17 protein-coding genes are annotated in these 20,033 nt (G+C 73.6%); 8 read left to right on the forward strand and 9 right to left on the reverse strand.

Annotated elements, in window-relative coordinates:
• Position 1: 1 nt before the first annotated feature.
• Positions 2 to 1,399, reverse strand: a complete 1,398-nt coding sequence (locus tag AC3EU2_RS05710; RefSeq protein WP_488178748.1) for a mannitol dehydrogenase family protein — start codon at positions 1,397 to 1,399, stop codon at positions 2 to 4.
• Positions 1,396 to 2,799: a glucuronate isomerase gene (uxaC, locus tag AC3EU2_RS05715; protein WP_488178749.1), complete on the reverse strand. Its 1,404-nt coding sequence runs from the start codon at positions 2,797 to 2,799 to the stop codon at positions 1,396 to 1,398. The genes AC3EU2_RS05710 and uxaC overlap by 4 nt, the downstream gene beginning before the upstream one ends.
• 98 nt (positions 2,800 to 2,897) lie before the next feature.
• Between uxaC and AC3EU2_RS05720 the strand changes: the two genes are divergently transcribed.
• On the forward strand, positions 2,898 to 4,193 hold the full coding sequence (locus AC3EU2_RS05720; protein WP_488178750.1) for a lactate racemase domain-containing protein: 1,296 nt from the start codon (positions 2,898 to 2,900) through the stop codon (positions 4,191 to 4,193).
• Here the strand turns inward: AC3EU2_RS05720 and AC3EU2_RS05725 are convergent.
• Positions 4,094 to 5,143, reverse strand: coding sequence for a class I fructose-bisphosphate aldolase (locus tag AC3EU2_RS05725; RefSeq protein WP_488178751.1), 1,050 nt, complete (start codon positions 5,141 to 5,143; stop codon positions 4,094 to 4,096). The two genes, AC3EU2_RS05720 and AC3EU2_RS05725, sit on opposite strands and share 100 nt — an antisense overlap.
• 44 nt (positions 5,144 to 5,187) lie before the next feature.
• Positions 5,188 to 6,231, reverse strand: a complete 1,044-nt coding sequence (locus AC3EU2_RS05730; protein WP_488178752.1) for a LacI family DNA-binding transcriptional regulator — start codon at positions 6,229 to 6,231, stop codon at positions 5,188 to 5,190.
• Between the two features lie 112 nt (positions 6,232 to 6,343).
• On the opposite strand from AC3EU2_RS05730, the gene uidA reads away from it, so the two are divergent.
• Genes uidA through AC3EU2_RS05755 form a run of 5 tightly spaced genes read left to right on the forward strand, consistent with a single transcriptional unit; the run spans position 6,344 to position 12,808 of the window.
• Entirely contained in the window at positions 6,344 to 8,125 is a 1,782-nt protein-coding gene (uidA, locus tag AC3EU2_RS05735; protein ID WP_488178753.1) for a beta-glucuronidase, read from the forward strand.
• A 3-nt stretch (positions 8,126 to 8,128) separates the two neighbouring features.
• Positions 8,129 to 9,580: an NADP-dependent phosphogluconate dehydrogenase gene (gene gndA / locus AC3EU2_RS05740; protein WP_488178754.1), complete on the forward strand. Its 1,452-nt coding sequence runs from the start codon at positions 8,129 to 8,131 to the stop codon at positions 9,578 to 9,580.
• 2 nt (positions 9,581 to 9,582) lie between these two features.
• Complete coding sequence (locus AC3EU2_RS05745; protein WP_488178755.1) at positions 9,583 to 11,130, forward strand: gluconokinase; 1,548 nt, start codon at positions 9,583 to 9,585, stop codon at positions 11,128 to 11,130.
• Positions 11,127 to 12,401, forward strand: a complete 1,275-nt coding sequence (gene larC, locus AC3EU2_RS05750; protein ID WP_488178756.1) for a nickel pincer cofactor biosynthesis protein LarC — start codon at positions 11,127 to 11,129, stop codon at positions 12,399 to 12,401. Before AC3EU2_RS05745 ends, larC begins: the two co-directional genes overlap by 4 nt.
• Entirely contained in the window at positions 12,401 to 12,808 is a 408-nt protein-coding gene (locus tag AC3EU2_RS05755; protein ID WP_488178757.1) for an HNH endonuclease, read from the forward strand. Before larC ends, AC3EU2_RS05755 begins: the two co-directional genes overlap by 1 nt.
• On the opposite strand, the gene AC3EU2_RS05760 is transcribed toward AC3EU2_RS05755, so the two are convergent.
• The 3 genes from AC3EU2_RS05760 to AC3EU2_RS05770 are packed head-to-tail and all read right to left on the reverse strand — an operon-like array spanning position 12,795 to position 15,483.
• Positions 12,795 to 13,754: a Gmad2 immunoglobulin-like domain-containing protein gene (locus AC3EU2_RS05760; protein WP_488178758.1), complete on the reverse strand. Its 960-nt coding sequence runs from the start codon at positions 13,752 to 13,754 to the stop codon at positions 12,795 to 12,797. The two genes, AC3EU2_RS05755 and AC3EU2_RS05760, sit on opposite strands and share 14 nt — an antisense overlap.
• A gap of 56 nt (positions 13,755 to 13,810) precedes the next feature.
• Positions 13,811 to 14,638, reverse strand: coding sequence for a 2-oxo acid dehydrogenase subunit E2 (locus tag AC3EU2_RS05765; protein WP_488178759.1), 828 nt, complete (start codon positions 14,636 to 14,638; stop codon positions 13,811 to 13,813).
• The gene (locus AC3EU2_RS05770) at positions 14,635 to 15,483 is read right to left on the reverse strand and encodes an SDR family NAD(P)-dependent oxidoreductase (RefSeq protein ID WP_488178760.1); all 849 of its coding nucleotides are present in this window, start codon (positions 15,481 to 15,483) and stop codon (positions 14,635 to 14,637) included. The genes AC3EU2_RS05765 and AC3EU2_RS05770 overlap by 4 nt, the downstream gene beginning before the upstream one ends.
• Before the next feature lie 73 nt (positions 15,484 to 15,556).
• Between AC3EU2_RS05770 and AC3EU2_RS05775 the strand changes: the two genes are divergently transcribed.
• Entirely contained in the window at positions 15,557 to 16,459 is a 903-nt protein-coding gene (locus tag AC3EU2_RS05775; protein ID WP_488178761.1) for a universal stress protein, read from the forward strand.
• A complete protein-coding gene (locus AC3EU2_RS05780; RefSeq protein WP_488178762.1) occupies positions 16,456 to 17,829 on the forward strand; it encodes an MBL fold metallo-hydrolase RNA specificity domain-containing protein in 1,374 nt (457 codons plus the stop codon). Before AC3EU2_RS05775 ends, AC3EU2_RS05780 begins: the two co-directional genes overlap by 4 nt.
• Positions 17,830 to 17,859: 30 nt before the next feature.
• Here the strand turns inward: AC3EU2_RS05780 and AC3EU2_RS05785 are convergent, their stop codons facing one another.
• Together AC3EU2_RS05785 and AC3EU2_RS05790 are read right to left on the reverse strand one after the other, a co-directional pair.
• The gene (locus tag AC3EU2_RS05785) at positions 17,860 to 18,927 is read right to left on the reverse strand and encodes a hypothetical protein (RefSeq protein ID WP_488178763.1); all 1,068 of its coding nucleotides are present in this window, start codon (positions 18,925 to 18,927) and stop codon (positions 17,860 to 17,862) included.
• Between the two features lie 44 nt (positions 18,928 to 18,971).
• Positions 18,972 to 19,982: an aldo/keto reductase family protein gene (locus AC3EU2_RS05790; protein ID WP_488178764.1), complete on the reverse strand. Its 1,011-nt coding sequence runs from the start codon at positions 19,980 to 19,982 to the stop codon at positions 18,972 to 18,974.
• Between the last annotated feature and the right edge of the window lie 51 nt (positions 19,983 to 20,033).

A 20,033-nucleotide genomic window follows, 5' to 3' on the forward strand; every position in this document is an offset into this window, starting at 1 on the left:
CTCAGGTGACGGACCGGGACGCAGACTCGAGCTCGGTGACCTGCTCGACGACGACGTCGTGGAGAGCAGGGGGGTCGAGGTCCAGCCACGTGAGGACGCGGTCGACGGCGTCGTCGACGGACCCGGCGGCCAGCTCCTGCAGCATCTCGGCCCGGGTGTCCGTGACGGGCGCGCCGTGGCCGCGGAGGTGGGCGACCCACGCCGCGACCATCCGGGTGGCGCCGTGGTCGACCCGGCCCTGCGCGAGCTCGGCCGAGATGACCGGCACGGCGCGGATCGGGACCTTCTGGGAGCCGTCCGCGGCGATCTGCGCGAGCAGGTGGCGGATGGAGCCGTTGGAGAAGCGGTCCAGCAGGGCGTCGCGGTAGTCCGCGACCTCCTCTGGGGGCAGGCGGAGGTGGCGCGAGGCGGCCTCCCACCACTCCTGCACCCACGCCCGGGCCCGGGGGTCGGCGATGGCCTGGGCGACCGTCTCGTGGCCGAGCACCGAGGCGCCGTAGGCGAGCACCGAGTGGGCGCCGTTGAGCAGCCACAGCTTCCGCTGCTCGAAGGGCGCGACGTCGTCCACGACGCGGGCGCCGACGGCCTCCCAGTCGGGCCGGCCGCCGGGGAACGACCCGGCCAGGACCCACTCGCTGTACGGCTCGGTGGGCACGGTCTCGGGGTCGTCGACACCGGTGCGCGACCGCACCTCGGCTCGGTCGTCGTCGGTGGTGCGCGGGGTGATCCGGTCGACCATCGTCGTCACCCAGGAGACGTGCTCGTCGACCCACGCGCGCAGCGTCGGGTCCACGGCGTCGGCGAGGTCGGTGACCACCCGGGCGACCATCGCCCCGTTGTCGGGGACGTTGTCGTTCGGCACGATCGCCAGGGCGCCTGCGCCGGCGGCGCGACGGGCGAGCAGCCCGGCGACGAGGCGGCCCGGCGTCGTCGTCACGGCGCCCCCCACCGGGTCGGCGAGGAGGGCGGCGACGTCGGCGCTGACGCCGCCGTCCTCCCGGTCGAGACCGCCGTCGGCGGCCCGTCGGTACCCGGCCTCGGTCACCGTCAGCGTGACGACGGCGAGCTCGGGGCGGGAGAAGTAGTCGCGCAGGGCGACGAGGTCGTCGCCGGGGTGGACGGCGGACAGGCTCGAGACGACCTCCGGCGAGGGACCCTCGGGTCCACGCACGAGCAGCGTGTAGAGGCCCTCCTGGGCGGACAGCGCCTCGGCGGCGGCCGGCGAGCGGCCGGTGAACGCGGCGATCCCCCACTCGTCGGCGTCGGGGGCCCGGTCGGTGTACCAGGCGGCGTGCGCGCGGAAGAAGTTGCCGAGGCCGAGGTGCACGATGCGGACGGGCGCGGCGGGCCGTCCGTCGACGTCGCGCGAGAGCCGGCGCAGCCGGTCGTCGGCGCTCACAGCTTGAACGCCCGGCTCGGGATGGTGGTGACGAGGTCGACCGCGGTCTCGAGGGCCTCGTCCTCGTCGAGCCGGTGCTCGGCGACGAGCTGGGCGAGGTAGGCCGCGTCGAGACGACGGGACATGTCGTGCCGGGCGGGGATGGACAGGAAGGCGCGGGTGTCGTCGATGAACCCCGACGTCCGGTGGAAGCCGGCCGTCTCGGTGACGGCGCCGCGGTAGCGCCGCACCGCCTCGGGTGCGTCGAGGAACCACCAGGGCGCACCGGCATACACGCTGGGGTAGAAGCCGGCGAGGGGCGCGATCTCGCGGCTGAAGACCGACTCGTCGAGGGTGAAGAGGATGAGCTGGAAGCCCTCGGCCGTCCCGAACCGCTCGAGGAGCGGCTGCAGCGCCCGGGTGAACTCGACGGCGACCGGGATGTCGTGGCCGGTGTCGGGACCGAAGCGGTCGGCGGTCGGCGTGTGGTGGTCCCGGTGGACCCCCGGGTGCAGGGTCATGACGAGTCCGTCCTCGGTCGCCATGCGTGCCATCTCCATGAGCATGTGTCGCCGGAACGCCGTCGCCTCCGTCGCCGACACCTGCCCGGTGAGGGCCTTGGCGTAGATGCGCCGGGCCTCGGCAGGGTCGAGCGTCAGGGTGACGACGTCGAGGTGGCTGTGGTCGGTGGAGACCCCGCCGTGCGCCTTGAAGAACCGGCGCCGGTCCTCGAGGGCGGCGAGGTAGCCGACATAGGTCGAGGTGTCGACGTCGGCCGCGAGCCCCAGCGCCGCGACGAGCTCGGCGAAGTCGGAGCGGGCCGGCTCGAGGTAGCGGTCGGGCCGGAAGGTCGGGGCGACCCGGGTGGCGAACCCGGAGTCGTCGGCCAGGGCGCGGTGGTGCTCGAGGTCGTCGGTCGGGTCGTCGGTGGTCGCGAGCACCGAGATCCCGAACCGCTCGGCGAGCGCTCGCGGCCGGAACTCCGGCGTCGCCAGCGCGGCGGAGATGGCGTCGTAGAGCGCGTCCGCGGACTCGGCCGACGGCCGCTGCGACAGGCCGAACACGTCGGACAGCACGCTCTCGAGCCAGAACCTGCTCGACGTCCCCCGGAACGCGGACCAGTTCTCGCAGAACAGCCGCCACGCGCGGCGGGCGCCCTGCTCGTCGAGGTCCACGCCGCCGACCCCGAGGTCGTCCAGCGGCACCCCCTGCGCGTGCAGGAGGCGGAAGACGTAGTGGTCCGGGGAGATGAGCAGGGACGTCGGGTCGCGGAACGCGGTGTCCTCGGCCAGCCACTGCGGCGGCACGTGCCCGTGCGGGGAGATGATCGGCAGCCCGGCGGTGGCGGCATGCAGCCGCCTGGCGATGTCGCGCGTACCCGGATCGGCGGGCAGCAGTCGGTCGGCGTGGAGTGAGGTCATGCTCGTCATCGTGGGCGCCCCGTCGCCGCACGTCCACGGGTTGCCACGAGTTGCCCGGCGTCCTTGCCACGCGCGGGTCCCCCGGCGAGAGTGATGCCATGACGACGACCACCGAGGAGTCCCCCGCCGAGGCGGCCCAGCGCGCGGCCCGGATCGGCGACGAGCACGGCGTGCTCACGACCGAGCAGGTGACGTCGTTCATCCGCGACCGCCTGGCCGACACCGACGTCGACGGCAGGAGCGTCTGCATCGTCGTCCCCGACGGCACCCGCACCTGCCCGCTGCCGATGCTCATGGGCGCGGTGCACGCGGCGCTGCACGGGCGCGCGACGCGGATGACCACCCTCATCGCGCTCGGGACGCACCAGCCGATGAGCGAGGAGGCCCTCGCGTCACACCTGGGCTACGAGGTCGGGCGGCTCGAGGAGACCTATCCCGGCATGACCGTCGTCAACCACGAGTGGTGGGACGAGTCGACGTTCGCCGACCTCGGCACGATCCCGGCGGCCCGGCTCGCCGAGCTCTCCGAGGGGCGCCTCACCATGGACGTCCCCGTGCTGCTCAACCGGGCCGTCGTCGAGCACGACATCGCCCTCGTCGTCGGGCCCGTGCTGCCCCACGAGGTGGTCGGCATCTCGGGCGGCAACAAGTACTTCTTCCCCGGGGTCGCCGGGCAGGACATCATCGACGTCTCCCACTGGATCGGCGCCCTCATCACGTCCGCCGAGATCATCGGCACGACGGCGATCACCCCCGTGCGGGCCCTCATCAACGAGGGGGCCGCCCTCGTCCCTGCGGAGAAGCTCGCGTTCTGCGTGGTCGGCGAGGCCGGCAGCCTCGACCTGCACTCGATCTCCTTCGGCGACACGATCTCGTCGTGGGCCAGCGCCGCCCAGGTCTGCGCCGCCACCCACGTGCACCACCTCGACGAGCCGGTGCACCGCGTCATCTCGGTCATCCCGGAGATGTACGAGGACATCTGGACCGGCGCCAAGGGCTTCTACAAGCTCGAACCCGTCGTCGCGGACGGCGGCGAGGTCATCCTCTACGCGCCGCACATCACCGAGATCTCGACGAGCCACCCGGAGATCCTCGAGATCGGCTACCACTGCCGTGACTACTTCGTGAAGCAGTGGGACCGGTTCAAGCACGTGCACTGGGGCACGCTCGCGCACTCCACCCACCTGCGCGGCGCCGGGACCTACGACGCGGAGACGGGGGAGGAGCGGCTGCGGGTCAAGGTCACCCTCGCCACCCGCGTCCCCGAGGAGCAGTGCCGACAGGCGAACCTCGGCTACCTCGACCCGGACACCGTCGACCTCGCGGCGGCCGAGGCCGACGGCGAGACGTTCGTCGTGCCCAACGCGGGGGAGGTCCTCTTCCGGCTCCGCTGAGCGGCTCCGTCGTCGTGCCCGTCGTCGTGCCCGTGGGTCGTCAGGTGGATGTCCATGACGTTGCCGAGCAGGTGCACGGCCTCGTCGTGGGGGCGCTGGAAGGAGTTGCGGCCCATGATCGTGCCGAACCCGCCGCCCGTCGCCGTCTGCCGGTTCTCCTCGAGAACCGCGGCGGTCTCCTTGGCCGCGCCGCCCGAGAAGATGACGATGCGGTGGCCGTCGAAGGCCGACTGCACGACGTGCCGCACCCGGTCCGCGAGCGTGTCCAGCGGCACCCCCGCCCGCTCCAGGGCGCTGCGCGCGGCCTCCGACTCGAGGTGCTCGGTCGGCGGCTTCACCTTGACGATGTGTGCGCCCAGCTGGCAGGCGAGGTGCGCGGCATACGCCACGACGTCCACCGCGGTGCGCCCGGTGTCGGACACCCCGCTGCCGCGGGGGTACGACCACAGGACGAGCGGCAGCCCGGCGGCGTCCGCGTCGCGAGCGAGCGAGCGGGCCTGCTCGTACATCTCGTTGCGGTGGGCCGATCCCGGGTAGATGGTGAACCCCACGGCGGCGCAGCGCAGCGCGAGCGCCTCCTCCACGCCGGCGACGACGGCCGGCTGGGGGTCGGCCCCGACGTACAGGCCGTCCGCGCTGTTGCACTTGAGGATGAGCGGCAGGTCCTCGGCGTACTCGGGGGCGACGAGACGGGCCGCGCCGAGGGGCAGCGCGTGCGCACTGCACCCGGCGTCGATCGCGAGCCGCGCGTGGTAGCGGGGGTCGTACCCGGCGGGGTTGGCCGCGAAGCTGCGACCGGGGCCGTGCTCGAAGCCCTGGTCGACCGGGAGGACGACGAGCTTCCCGGACCCCCCGGTGCGGCCCTGCGTGAGGATGCGACGGAGGTTGGCGCGGGTGGTGCGGTTGTCCGACGGGTACCACGACAGGATCTGGTCGACTCGGCGGGTCATGGCGGGCTCCTCTCGACCCCTCGATCCTCCTGCTCGCCGCGCCGTCACGGGAGGGTCGTTGGTCCTGCCGCCGACGGGACCCGTGCCGGCGAGGTCGCCGTCCGGCTGCGCTGCGCGGTCGACCGGCGGACGACGAGCGTGACCGGCAGGACGAGCGGCTGGCCCGACGTCACCGCGCCGCCCACCATCGCGACGAGGTTGCGCACGGCCGTCTCGCCCTGTGCGCGCAGGGGCGCGGCGACGGTCGTCAGCTCCGGCTCCACGACCTCGGCCAGCAGGATGTTGTCGACGCCGACGACGCTGACGTCGCCCGGCACGCCGACCCCCATCCGTCGCAGGCCCTTGATGACGCCGATCGCCAGGACGTCGTTGTAGGCGATGACCGCCGTCGTCGGCTGCGACATGATCTCGCGGACGCGGGCGAACCCGGCGTCGATCGTCGGGTGCTGCGTCGGTCCGACCCGGCGGATCCGCATGTCCAGCTCGAACCCGGCCTCCCGCAGCGCCTGCCACCGGACCCCGTCGGTCCAGCTGGCCTCGGGGCCGGCGAGGTAGGTCACCGACGTGTGCCCGAGCTCGCCGAGGTGCTCGAGGGCCCGGCGCATCCCGCGGGCGTTGTCGACGAGCAGGCAGGGCACCTCGGGCAGGCGCCGGTTGAGGACGACCACCGGCTTCTGCTTGGCGAGCATGCGGATGGTGCTGTCCGACATCCGCGAGCTCGCGAGGACGACGCCCTCGACGGTGCCCAGCTCGTGCTCGATCCAGGCCCGCTCGATGTCGGCGTCCTCCTGGGTGTGCGACAGGCTCAGGGTGTAGCCGAGCTCGGCCGCGGCCTCGTGCGCGCCGCGGATGATCTCCGCGTAGAACGGGTTGGTGATGTCGGTGACGACCAGCGCCAGGGTCCGGGACCGTGAGGTGGTCAGCCCGGGCAGCGCGGTGGTCCGGTAGCCGAGCTCGCGCGCCGCCTCGAAGATGCGGGCCGCCGTCTCGGCGTTGACGCGCCCCGGGCGGGCGAACGCCCGCGACACGGTGGAGGCGGCGACACCCGCGACCTTGGCCACGTCGTAGATCGTCGGTCGCCGCTCCATCAGCCCAACCTAGGGACCGTGGCAACTCGTGGCAATCGCTGGGCAGCGCGGGTCCGTGGCTGCGTCAATGGACACCAGACCCCCCGACCCCGCGAAGCGAAAGGCACCACCCATGCTGCGACCCCAGGACACCACCAGCCGAGAGCGCAAGAACCTCGACGGCCTCTGGTCCTTCCGACTCGACGCCGAGGCTTCCGGTCGTGACGCGCGGTGGTATGCCGCCCCGCTCACCGACGCGCGTGACATGGCCGTGCCGGCCAGCTTCAACGACGTCGTCGCCGACGCCGCCGTCAAGGACTACTTCGGCGACATCTGGTACCAGCGGACGGTCCGCGTCCCCCGGGGCTGGGACGGCCAGCGCGTCGTCCTCCACTTCGAGTCGGCGACGCACCGCGCGACCGTCTGGGTCGACGACCACGAGGTCGTGAGCCACGAGGGCGGCTACACCCCGTTCGAGGCCGACATCACCGAGTTCGTCACCGCCGGCGACGAGGTCCGCGTCACCGCGCTCGTCAACAACACGTTGAGCTTCCAGAGCATCCCGCCCGGCGTCATCGAGCAGCGGCCCAGCGGCCCTGCCCAGGTGTACTGGCACGACTTCTTCAACTACGCCGGGCTGCACCGCTCGGTGTGGCTCTCGGCCACCCCGCAGGCCCGGATCGAGGACCTCACCGTGGTGACCGGGTTCTCCGGCTCCACCGGTTCGGTGCAGTGGACCGCGGCCGCGGTGGACCAGGACGGGCTCGACGTGCACGTCGTGCTCCGTGACGCCGCGGGCGAGGTCGTCGCCGAGGGCGACGGCTCGACCGGCACCCTCGACGTGGCCGACGTGCACCTCTGGGCTCCCGGCGACGGCTACCTCTACGACCTCGAGGTCCAGCTCGTCGACGACGGCGGCGAGGTGCGCGACTCCATCCACCAGAACGTCGGCATCCGCACCGTCGAGGTCCGCGGCACCGAGTTCCTCATCAACGGCGAGCCGTTCTACTTCACCGGCTTCGGGATGCACGAGGACCACGCCATCATCGGCAAGGCGCACAACAACGCCCACCTCGTCAACGACTTCGAGCTGCTCGACTGGATCGGCGCCAACTCGTTCCGCACCTCGCACTACCCCTACAGCGAGGACGTCCTCGACTACGCCGACAAGCACGGCATCGTCGTCATCGACGAGACCGCGGCGGTCGGCCTCAACATGGGCTTGGGCGGCGGGATCTTCGGCGGGCAGGGCTACACGACCTTCTCCCCCGAGACGATCAACGAGGCGAGCCAGCAGGTCCACGCCGAGGCGATCCGCGAGCTCATCGCCCGCGACAAGAACCACCCCAGCGTCGTGGTCTGGTCCATCGCCAACGAGCCGGAGTCCGACACCCAGGGTGCCGAGGACTACTTCCGGCCGCTGTTCGACGTCGCCCGTGAGGCCGACCCCACCCGGCCGGTGGGCTTCGTCAACGTCATGCTCGCGCCGCACGGCACCTGCCGCGTCTCGCAGTTCGCGGACGTCCTCATGCTCAACCGCTACTACGGCTGGTACGTCAACACCGGTGACCTCGCCGGCGCCGAGATCGCCTGGACCGAGGAGCTGCAGGGCTGGGCGAGCGAGGGCAAGCCGATCGTCATCACCGAGTACGGCGCGGACACCCTGTCCGGCAACCACTCCCTCACCCCGCAGCCGTGGAGCGAGGAGTACCAGGTCGAGTACCTCGACATGAACCACCGGGTCTTCGACTCCATCGACGCCGTCGTCGGTGAGCACGTCTGGAACTTCGCCGACTTCGCCACGACCTCCGGAATCATGCGCGTCGACGGCAACAAGAAGGGCGCCTTCACGCGCGACCGTCGCCCCAAGTCGGCTGCGTTCGCGCTGCGCCGCCGCTGGAACAAGGAGGCCTGAGCCATGACCACCGCACCTCCCGCCCCCGGGCTCGCCAACGTCGGCGTCGTCGGCCTGGCCGTCATGGGCAGCAACCTCGCACGCAACCTCGCCCGGCACGGCCACACCGTCGCCGTGTTCAACCGCACCCACGCCCGCACCCTCGCGCACCTCGAGGCCCATGCCGCGGACGGCACCTTCGTCGGGGCCGAGACGGTTGAGGAGTTCGTGAACTCGCTCGAGCGGCCGCGGCGCATCATCGTCATGGTGCAGGCCGGTGCCGGCACCGACGCCGTCATCGACGAGCTGCTCCCCCACCTCGACGAGGGCGACATCGTCGTCGACGGGGGCAACGCGCAGTTCACCGACACGCGTCGCCGCGAGGCGAGGCTGCGCGACCTCGGCCTCCACTTCGTCGGGACCGGCATCTCGGGCGGCGAGGTGGGCGCGCTCAACGGCCCGTCGATCATGCCCGGCGGCTCCCGCGAGTCGTCTGCCGCGCTCGGACCGATCCTCGAGTCGATCGCCGCGAAGGTCGACGGGGAGCCGTGCTGCGCCTGGCTGGGCCCCGACGGCGCCGGCCACTTCGTCAAGATGGTCCACAACGGCATCGAGTACGCCGACATGCAGTTCATCGCCGAGGCCTACGACGTGCTGTCGGCCGCCGGGATGGACGCCCGCGAGGTCGCCGGGGTGTTCCGCGAGTGGAACACCGGCGAGCTCGACTCGTTCCTCGTGGAGATCACCGCGGAGGTGCTCGACCGGGTCGACCCGGAGACCGGGCGCGCGCTCGTCGACGTCATCACCGATGCCGCCGAGCAGAAGGGCACCGGTCGCTGGACCGTCCAGTCCGGCCTCGAGCTGGGGGTCCCCGTCTCCACGATCGCCGAGTCGGTCTTCGCCCGTGCGGCCTCCGGCGACGTCGCCATCCGCGACGCCGCCCGTGGGGTCCTGTCCGGACCGGACCGCGCGCTCGGCGACGTCGACCGGTCGGCCCTCGTCGACCAGGTCCGCGAGGCGCTGTGGGCGAGCAAGGTCGTCGCCTACGCGCAGGGGCTGGAGCAGATCCGCGCCGCGAGCGCGGAGTACGGCTGGGACGTGGACGTCGCGACCGTGGCCCGCATCTGGCGCGGCGGCTGCATCATCCGGGCACGCCTGCTCGGTCAGATCAGCGACGAGTACGCCGCCGGCGGGCTCGCCACCCTCCTCGTCGCCCCGAGCATCGCGGCCGGCCTCGCCGAGCGCCAGGACGGCTGGCGGCGCGTCATCGGCCTCGCGACGAGCGCGGGCGTCCCCGTCCCGGGCTTCTCGAGCGCGCTCGCGTACTACGACACCGTCCGTGCCGAGCGACTCCCCGCCGCGCTCGTCCAGGGCCTGCGCGACAACTTCGGAGCGCACACCTACGGCCGCGTCGACCGTCCCGGCACCTTCCACACGCCGTGGTCGCAGGGCGGCGCCGAGATCCAGATGTCCTGACGATGACGACGTCGAGCCCGTACCCGCCCGCGGAGGTCGTCATCGGCCTCGACGTCGGGACCACCGGCACCAAGACCGTCGCCTTCGGCATGGGGTCACCGTGGCGCCACACGGTCGTCCGCGAGTACCCGCTGCTGGCACCCGGCCCCGGGTGGCAGGTGCAGGACCCGGCCACCGTCGTCGCCGCGGTCATGGGCGCGCTCGCCGAGGTCGTGACGACGGCGCGTGGTGCCCGCGTGGTGGGGATCTCGGTCAGCACCGCGATGCACGGGCTGATCGGGCTCGACGAGGGGCTGCGCCCGCTCACCCCGATCGTCACGTGGGCCGACTCCCGGGCCACGTCCGAGGCGGCGGAGCTCCGCTCCTCCGACGAGGCCGAGGCGCTGCACCGGGCCTCCGGCACGCCCCTGCACCCGATGAGCCCGCTGGCCAAGCTCCTCTGGTTCACCCGTCACGCACCGGCCCTCGCCGCCCGGGTCCGGGCGTGGGTCGGCCTCAAGGACTACGTGCTCCAAGCCCTCACCGGCACCTCGGCGACCGAGCTGTCGACCGCCTCCGGCACCGGCCTGCTCGACCTCGCCGCGCGCACCTGGAACCCGCGCGCGCTGGAGCTGGCCGGCATCCGCGAGGACCAGCTGCCGCCAATCCTGCCGACGACGGCGGTCCTCGGGCTCACCAAGTCCGTCGCCTCACGGCTCGGCCTCGCCACCGCGACGCCGGTGGTCGTCGGCGCCGGGGACGGCCCGCTCGGCAACCTCGGGACGGGCGCCCTCGACCCGGGGGTCGTCGGGCTGTCCGTCGGAACGAGCGGTGCCGCACGGATGGTCGTCCCGGCTCCCGTGACCGACCCGACCGGGCGGCTCTTCTGCTACGCCCTGACCGACGACGCCTGGGTGGTCGGCGGCGCGGTGAGCAACGGCGGCATCGCCATCCGCTGGGCGCGCGACGTCCTCGGCGACGCGGGCGGGGACGACGCCGCACTCCTCGAGCTCGCCGCGACCGTGCCCGCCGGCAGCGACGGCCTCGTCGTCCTCCCCTACCTCCTGGCCGAGCGTGCCCCGCTCTGGGACCCCACCCTCACCGGCGCGATCATCGGGATGCGCCACTCGCACACCCGCGGCCACGTCGTGCGCGCCGTCGTGGAGGGCGTGGCCCTCCAGCTCTGGAGCATCGTCGACGGGCTCGACGCGGTCACCCCCGTGACGAGCATCCGGGCGACCGGGGGTGTCTTCCGCTCCCAGGTGTGGCGAGAGGTCACCGCCGGCGTCCTCGCGCGACCGGTCACGGTCACCGGGGGCGCGGAGGGGTCAGCGCTCGGGGCGGCCGCCCTCGGCCTGCTCGCCGTGGGCCGCGCCTCCTCGCTCACCGACGGCCTGGACCGGCTCGCACCCGGGCTCCGTCGGGCCGGCGACGCGGTCGTGGTCCGCGACGCGGACCGCGCCGCCTACCGCGCGGCCCGCGAGCGCATCCCCTCGCTCCTCGACTCGTATGCCGCCGTCGCCGACCTCTTCCGCACGCCGGTGGGTGCGGGCACTAGCGTTCACGGATGACCACCCACCTCTGGATCGATGCCGGCGCCGGCGTCGCCGGGGACATGCTGCTCGGCGCGCTCGTCGACGCCGGGGCCCCCCTCGACGGGATCCAGGCCGCCGTCGACGCCGTGCTGCCCGGGACGGTCCGGCTCGTCGCCACCGACGTCACCCGGGCCGGGCTGCGGGCCCGCAAGGTCGACGTCGAGGTGCTCGCCACGGACCACACGGACCGACGGTGGTCCGACATCCGCGGGCTCCTGGACGCTGCTCCGATCTCCGAGGAGGTGCGCACGACCGCCCTCGGCGTCTTCGCCCTGCTCGCCCGGGCCGAGGCCCACGTCCACGGCGTGGAGGTCGCCGAGGTCCACTTCCACGAGGTCGGTGCGTGGGACTCCATCGCCGACGTCGTCGGCACCGCCGCCGCCGTGCACCTCCTCGGTGTCACGTCGGTGTCGGCGGGCCCGGTCGCGCTCGGGTCGGGGACGGCGCGCACGAGCCACGGTGTCGTGGCGGTCCCCGCACCCGCCACCCTCGAGCTGACCACGGGCTGGGTCGTCGCCTCGGTCGGCGAGGGCCAGGGCGGGGGCGAGGGCGAGGGCGAGCTGACGACGCCGACCGGCATGGCCCTCGTGCGCGGCCTCACCGACTCGTGCGAGGGACTGCCGGCGATGCGGGTCACCGCGTCCGGGACCGGCGCCGGGACCCGGGACGTCGACGGGCGGGCGAACGTCACCCGCGTCGTCCTCGGCGAGCTCGACGACGCGGGCGAGGCCGACCCGCCCGGGTCCAGCCCGCAGCCCCTGTGGGTGCTCGAGGCCAACGTCGACGACCTCGACCCGCGCCTCTGGCCCGGAGTCCTCGAGTCGCTCATGGCCGCCGGTGCCGCCGATGCTTGGCTGACGCCGATCCTCATGAAGAAGGGGCGCCCCGCGCACACCGTCTCGGTCCTGTGCGACGGGGCCCACCGCACCGCCCTGCGTGAGGTCGTCCTCACCCACACGTCGACGCTGGGAGTGCGCGAGCACTCCGTCGAGCGCGTCTCCCTCGGGCGCACCTGGGAGAGCGTCACGGTGCGCGGCGAGCAGGTGCGGGTCAAGCTCTCCCTGGACGCCGACGGCGCCGTCGTCCACGCGACTCCCGAGTTCGAGGACGTCCGGGCGGCTGCCGCCGCGACCGGCACGCCGGCTCGGGTCGTCCTCGCCGAGGCCACGGCAGCCGCCCACGCGGCCCCCACCGGCACGGGCCCGGCCTCCACGCCGGTGACCCCGGAGGCACCTACGCTGCGGTGATGGCGGTCAACCGGAGTCGTCGGGCCGTCGCCGCCCGTCGCCGCAAGCGGCGCATGGACCGCGTCGAGCACGACCTCAGCGGCGAGCAGTGGGCCGCGCTGACGTCGCTGTGGGGCGGCTGCGCCTACTGCGGCGCCACCGACCGACCGCTGCAGCGCGACTGCGTGCTCGCCCTCTCCCGGGGCGGCCGCTACACGCTCGCCAACATCGCCCCGGCCTGCGGTCCCTGCAACGCCAGCAAGTGCAACGACGAGGTCACCGGCTGGCTGCGGCGCAAGCGCCTCGACGAGCGGGCCTTCCTCGAGCGCCACCTCGCGATCGGTGCGGCGCTCGCCCTGCGGTTCCCCGCCGCCACCGCCGTCACGGGCGAGGTCGAGGTCGAGGACGACGTCCTCAGCGGACCGTGAAGGTCTTGTCGTCGGTGGCCGGCCCGCTGCCCTCCGCGCCCCCGGAGGGGTCGTCGGTCGACAGCGTCACCGTGTAGGTGCCCGGCGTCAGCCGGGCGGTGAAGGACAGCGAGCCGAAACCGCCCGACCCCGTACCGCCCATCGCCGAGCCACGGGCGACCTCCGCGCCGGAGGTCGTGCGGACGACCCACCCGAAGGTGGCCTCGAAGGACGTCCCGAAGCCCGCGAAGGAGACCGTGCCGGCGCGTCGCACCTCACCCTCCTGCGGCGAGGTGACCCATGCGTGGGCCTGGATGTCCGCCATCGGCGCCCGCCGCATCGGGGAGCCGATGCGCACGGCGCCCCAGACGTCGGCGGCCCTCCCGTCCTGCGTGATCGTCACGGTGGTGGCAGGCGCACCGCTCTGGGCGGCCGCGGCGGTCGCGGTGTGGACGAGCTGCTGGACGGCCGTCTCGGCCAGCTCGCTGCCGACGTCGCCGTTCGAGAACGCGTCGGCGGACAGGTCGACGGTGATGGCTCCGCCACGCTGGGTCACCGCCGTCCGGCGCGCCGGCCGCCACGGCGACGCGTAGTCCGGGTCGAGGGGAGCCAGCCGCGTCATCGCCGACACCGCGGAGGCGACCTGACCGCCGACGTCGGGCACCGTGCGGAACTCGCGGTAGAGCACGAACGAGCGGCGGGACTCGGCGACGTAGTAGACCGGGATGCTCCGCAGGCTCGCGGAGGGGCTCGTCGAGGGGGTGGGCGAGGGGGTGGGCGAGGTCGAGGGAAGCGCCGTCGGCGGGGCGGACCCGCTCGGTGCCGGGGTCGGGCTCGCCGACGCGCTGGGACTCGCGGACGGGGACGGGGACGGGGTCGCGCCGTCGCCGTCACCGTCACCACACGCCGTGGCGAGGGCGAGCACGGCCACGACCGCCCCGGCCACCTGTCTCGTCCGAGCTCCCATGACTCCTCCTTCGTCGGTGGACCTGGGCCCAGTCAACCCCGGCGCTCCCCCGGCCGTCAGGGCCGAAGGGCCCGAGACGGCGCCGGTGGGGCGGGGAGGTCGAGGCGCTCGGGGTGCAGGAGGAGGTCGCGCACGATGCCGGCCATCTGCCCCGCGTGCGCGCCGTCGACGATGCGGTGGTCGGCCGTCGCCACGAGCACGACGACCGGGCGCACGACGACCTCGCCGTCCACGACGACCGCCTTGTCCTGGATCGCCCCGACGGCGAGGTAGACGGGGGTGCGCGCGAACGGCAGGGGGGCGAGGAAGGCCTCGTCGAGCCCGAGCGAGCCGACGTTGGACACGAAGGCGGTGCCGAGCGGGAAACCGGGCTGGCCCAGCGCGGACCACCCCAGCCCCCCGGCGACGAGGCTCGCGAACGACAGGGCGGGCCGCATCGCCCACCCGGGGGTGAGGCGCACGATCCCGGAGCTGCGGCGGTGGGCGACGTCCTCGCGCGCACGGAGCCGGCCGGCACCGGCGTCCACCGCCCGAGCCACCTCGAGCGGGGTCAGCCGGTCCACGTCGTGCACCTTGACCGGCGCCAGGTCCGACCCCTGCTCGATGTCGACGGCGAACCCGACGTCACAGGTGTCGAGGTCGACGAGCCGGCCCAGGACGATGCGCGCGCGGATCTCGGGGACCTGCCGGAGTGCGCGCCCCAGCGCCGCTCCGACGACGTGGGTGATGGTGACCCGCTCGCCCGACTCGGCGCGCACCCGGTCCAGGTAGGCCAGGGCCGCGGTGGCGTCGACCTCCATGCGCGCGTGGATCCGGCCGTCGCGCGAGGGCCGCCACGTGGCCACCGCGATCTTCCGGCGGATCGGGGTGCGACGCCTGCTCATCGCGCGGACCGCGGCGGGCGGGCTGGGACGTGACGAGCCGGTATGCCGGAGAGTGCGACCCGGGCGAGCGCCCGGGGGGCTCCCGTCACGGCGGCGATCGGCGCGGCGCGCCTCGGCAGGCGCAGGTGGGGTCGGTCCTGCTCGAGGGCGGACACGACCCTGCGGGCGACGACGTCGGGGTCGAGGAGGGTGAGGAGCCGGGCGCGCAGGACGCGCTCGAACGCGGCCTCGCTCGGCCGGTGCCGGCCGATGCGCTCCATCATCTCGGAGACGACCGGGCCGATCTCGACCGCGAGGGTGCCGACCGGGTCGCCGCGCAGGTCCGCCCGCAGGCCCGACGTCGCGTGGGTCAGGCCGGCCTTGGTGCCGCCGTACAGGGCGAGCCCGGGGAAGGTCGCCACCCCGGACAGGGACGAGATGTTGACGAGGTGCCCGCGTCCGCGCGCGAGCATGCCCGGGAGCACCTGCCGGCACAGCTCCAGGGGTGCGGTGAGGTTGAGGTCGACGGTGCGGCGGAGGTCCTCGGCCGTGAGGTCGGTGAGGAACCCGGTGGTCTCGGCACCGGCGTTGTTGACGAGGACGTCAACGGGCCCCTGCAGTGCCTCGACCCGGTCGATGAGGCCGTCCAGGCCGTCGGCGCCGTCCGGCTCGCACAGGTCGGCCGGGAAGGCCGTCCCGCCGGTGGAGCGGGCGAGCGCCGCGAGCGGTACGGGGCTGCGCGCGAGCAGGGTGACCCGCGCACCGCGGACGGCCAGCCGGCGCGCGAGGGCGGCGCCGATCGTCCCGGTCGCGCCGGTGAGGAGGACGTGCGCGCCCATGGTCAGCATCCGCACAGTGTCACCCACGCCGCCGGGACCTTCGCCCCTCCCCCTCACCTGCTCCGCACCGCGACGCTGGAGGGGCCGAGAGGAGATCGTCATGGGCACATCGGACACGCAGGTGCAGGGAGCCGTCGTCGTCGTCGGCGTGGACGGGAGCCAGTCGGCCGGGAGGGCGGTCGAGGAGGCCGCCGCGCAGGCCCTGCGGTGGGGTCGGCCCTTGCACCTCATGCACGCGACCGGCCGCACCATCGTCCCGTGGACCAGCGAGCACCTGCAACGCGTGGCGGTGGTCACCGAGCACTGCCGCCAGCGCGCCGTCACGGTGGGTCCTGACCTCCACATCACGACGGCGACCGAGGTCGACGACCCCGCAGCGATGCTCGTGGCGGCCAGCCGCGACGCGTCCATGGTCGTCCTCGACGGTGGCCGGCTCGGGCAGACCGGAGCCGTCCTCCTCGGCGCCACGGCCCACAAGGTGGTGACCCACGCCGAGTGTCCCGTCATGGTGGTCCCGCTCGCGGCCGACTGGTCCACGTCCGGAGCCGTGGTCGTGGGGGTCGACGCCCACGCGCACTCGGCACCCGCCGTCGACCTCGCCTTCGCCGAGGCCTCCCGCCGGGGAGCGCCGCTCAAGGCCGTGCACACGTGGTGGTGGGACGAGGCGAACGCCTACCTCGCCGGCACCGACCAGAGGGGTGCGCGCTCGAGGGTCGTCGAGGCGCACCGGCTCCTCGTCGCCGAGATGCTCGCCGGGTTCGGCGAGCAGTACCCCGACGTGGACGTCACCGAGATGCTCGTCCGGGGTCGCGCCGGGACGGTGCTCGTCCAGGAGTCGCGCGACGCGCAGCTGCTCGTCGTTGGCCGTCGCGGCCTCGGGGGGTTCCCCGGCCTCCTGCTCGGCTCGGTCGGAAGCCACGTCATCCACCACGCACACTGTCCTGTCGTCGTGGTGCCCTCACCCCACGGCGGCGGGACGCAGGCCGCGAGCGCCGTCTCGTGAGCGCCGTCCTGGCCTTCCTCGGTGCCGCCGGCACGGTCACCGGCAGCAAGACCCTCGTCGAGCACGACGGGCGACGCACCGTCGTCGACTGTGGCCTCTACCAGGGCGAGCGCCAGTGGCGCCGGCTCAACTGGCAGCCCTTCCCCGTCGAGCCGTCGAGCATCGACGACGTCGTCCTCACCCACACCCATCTCGACCACTGCGGCTACCTCCCCGCGCTGTTCCACCGGGGCTTCACCGGCCCGGCATGGTGCAGCGCCGGCTCGGCCGCCCTGGTGCCGATCGTGCTGCGGGACAGCGCCCATCTCCTCGAGGCGGAGGCGGAGTACGCGCGGACCTCCGGCTACTCCAAGCACGACCCCCCGCTCCCGCTCTACACCGCCGCCGACGCGGAACGGGCCATCACCGCACTGCGCTCCACGGCATACGACACCCGGACCCGGCTGGCCTCGGGCCGCGAGCTCACCCTGGTCCGGGCGGGGCACGTCCTGGGGTCGGCCAGTGCGCTCCTGCACGTCGGCGACACCACCGTGCTCTTCTCCGGCGACCTCGGACGGCCGAACCACCCGCTCCTGCGACCGCGCGCCCGGCCCCCGGCCGCGCGGCACGTCGTCATCGAGGCGACGTACGGGGACCGCACCCACCCGGCGGACGACCCCGGCCACCTCGAGATGGCGGCGTGCATCAGCCGCACCGTCGAGCGCGGCGGGTCGGTGCTCGTCCCCGCCTTCGCGGTCGACCGCACCGAGCTGGTCCTCGAGGCGCTGGGGAGGCTGCGTGCCGACGGCCTCATCCCGGACGTGCCCATCCACCTCGACAGCCCGATGGCCCTCAAGGTGCTCGAGGTCTACCGCAGCGCGGCCGCAGACGGCGAGCTCGTGGACGACATCGAGTCGACCCTCGACGCCCTTCCTCGCTGGCGGACCGCGGCGACCGCCGACGAGTCCCGAGCGCTCAACCGCCCGAAGACGCCATGCATCATCGTGTCGGCGTCCGGGATGGCCAACGGTGGCCGGGTCGTGCACCACCTCGCGTCGATGCTCCCCGACCGCCGCCACACGGTGCTGCTCACGGGGTACCAAGCCGTCGGCACCCGGGGCCGCGCGCTCGTCGACGGCGCGCGCGAGGTGAAGATCGCGGGCAGCTACGTCCCGGTGCGGGCGGAGATCGCCCGCGACGAGGGGTTCTCGGTCCACGCCGACGCCGACGAGCTGCTCGGGTGGCTGCACGAGCAGCCGCGCGAGCCCGAGAGCGTCTTCGTCAACCACGGCGAGGCCCGGTCCGCAGCAGCGTTGGCGGAGCGGGTCCGCCGCGAGCTGGGTTCCGTGGTCGTCGTCCCCCGGTACGGCGAGCGGGTGCGCGTCGACTGAGCCCGCGCGCGCCCACTCGTCCCGACCTTGTCAGCCTCCCGCGGGGAGGGCCGGCACGGCCGAGGCGTCCGGTCCCGAACGGCGCTGCGCGGTGACGAAGGCCACGAGGCACCGCAGTCCCGAGACGGCGACCGCTCCGGCGACCCAGCGGCTCTCGCGACCGCCCTCGGTGTCGGTCTCGACCGCGTCGATGAGCTCGTCGACGCGCTGGCAGGTCAGCTCGACCTGGCGCTCGTGCGGCACCTCGCCCTCGAGGTCGTCGAAGAGGGTCGCCAGCGACGTGAGCAGGGCGGCGGTCCGGCGACGGAGGTTGTCCGCCAACGGTGTGGCGTTCGGGTCGAGGATGACGACGGCCATGGACTCCACGCTCGTGCTGCAGCGCTGGAGGGTCTCGCCGAGGTCGAAGAGCGCCCGGTGGATGTGCGCGCTGCGCGGTGCGCGCGGGTTCCCCTTGAGCGCGCTGCGCGCCTGGGCGATGGACAGCCTGACCCGCTCCCGGGCGGGGCTGACGTCGGGAAGGCCGGCCAGCACCTCGTCGGCGTGTCCGTGCCCGTCCTCGTCGAGCGCGTCGGCCACGGCCTGGAGCTGGACCGCGAGCTCGCGGCGCAGGGCCGTCGTCGATGACTGCAGCTCGTGCACCGGCAGCGGCGTGAAGGCGACGAAGTTCACCGCCGTCCCCACCAGCGCGCCCAGGAGGATCTGGACGACGTAGCCCACGACGTACCCCTCGGGCTGGGCGCCGCCCACCGCGAGCACGAAGAGCGCGACGAGCGGGACCCAGGAGGTCTGGTCCCTCAGCCAGCGCCAGGCCCCGAGCAGCACCCCGAGCCCGATGGCCAGCCCGACGGTGATCGGGTTGGTCCACGCGGCGAGCTGGAGCAGCATCGCGAGCAGGGCGCCGACGATGACCGCGACGACCGCGCGAGCGGCCTGGGTGAGGGAGTCGGAGACGCTCGGGTACATCACGGTGTAGGCGCCGAGGGCTGCGTAGTAGCGGTACTCGCCGACGTCGCCCGGCACCAGCCCGCCGAGCCAGAACGCCGCCCCCGCGGCGACCGCGGACTTCGCCGCGAGGGCGGTCGTCGGGTGGTGCCACATCCGCCGCATCGCCGGCCGCGGGCCGAGCAGCACCGCCAGGGTGCTCAGGCGACCCGCGTGCGTGGTGCGTTCGCCGCGGTCATGCCCGGGTCGCGCTCGACCACGTCACCGAGCACGTCGTCGATCCGCGCCATGAGCTCGGGCTCGAGCCGCACGCCGGCGGCCTTGACGTTCTCGTGGACCTGCTCCGGGCGCGAGGCACCGACGAGGGCGGCCGCGACGTTGTCGTTCTGGAGCACCCACGCCACGGCGAGCTGCGCCATCGTCAGCCCGGCCTCGTCGGCGACGGGCTTGAGGTTCTGCACGCGGGTGAGGACGTCGTCGTTCATGAACCGCTTGATCATGTCCGCACCACCCTTCTCGTCGGTGGCGCGCGAGCCCTCCGGGGGCTTCTGGCCCGGCTGGTACTTGCCGGTGAGCACGCCCTGCGCGATCGGGCTCCACACGATCTGGCTCACGCCGAGCTCCTTGGACGCGGGGACGACCTCGTCCTCGATGACGCGCCAGAGCATGGAGTACTGCGGCTGGCTGGAGATGAGCTGGAAGCCGAGCTCCCTGCTCAGCGCCACACCCTCACGGATCTGGTCGGCGGTCCACTCGCTGACGCCGATGTAGAGCGCCTTGCCCTGACGGACGATGTCGGCGAAGGCCTGCATCGTCTCCTCGAGCGGCGTCTCGGTGTCGTAGCGGTGCGCCTGGTAGAGGTCGACGTGGTCGGTCTGCAGCCGCTGCAGGGACCCGTCGATCGCCTCCATGACGTGCTTGCGGGACAGGCCGGTGTCGTTCTTCCCGCCGGGCCCGGTGGGCCAGTAGACCTTGGTGAAGATCTCCAGGCTCTCGCGCCGCTCGCCCTTGAGCGCCTCGCCGAGGACCGTCTCCGCCCTGGTGTTGGCGTAGACGTCGGCGGTGTCGAAGGTGCTGATGCCGGCGTCGAGCGCCGCGCGCACGCACTGCGTCGCCATGTCGTTCTCGACCTGCGAGCCGTGGGTGAGCCAGTTGCCGTAGGTGATCTCGGAGATCTTGAGCCCGCTGTTGCCGAGGTGTCGGTAGTCCATCCCTGCACCGTATGCCGCGCGCCCACGACAGTCGCAATTCGCGCCTGCGCT

This window comes from Knoellia sp. B-D-2, assembly GCF_057714695.1.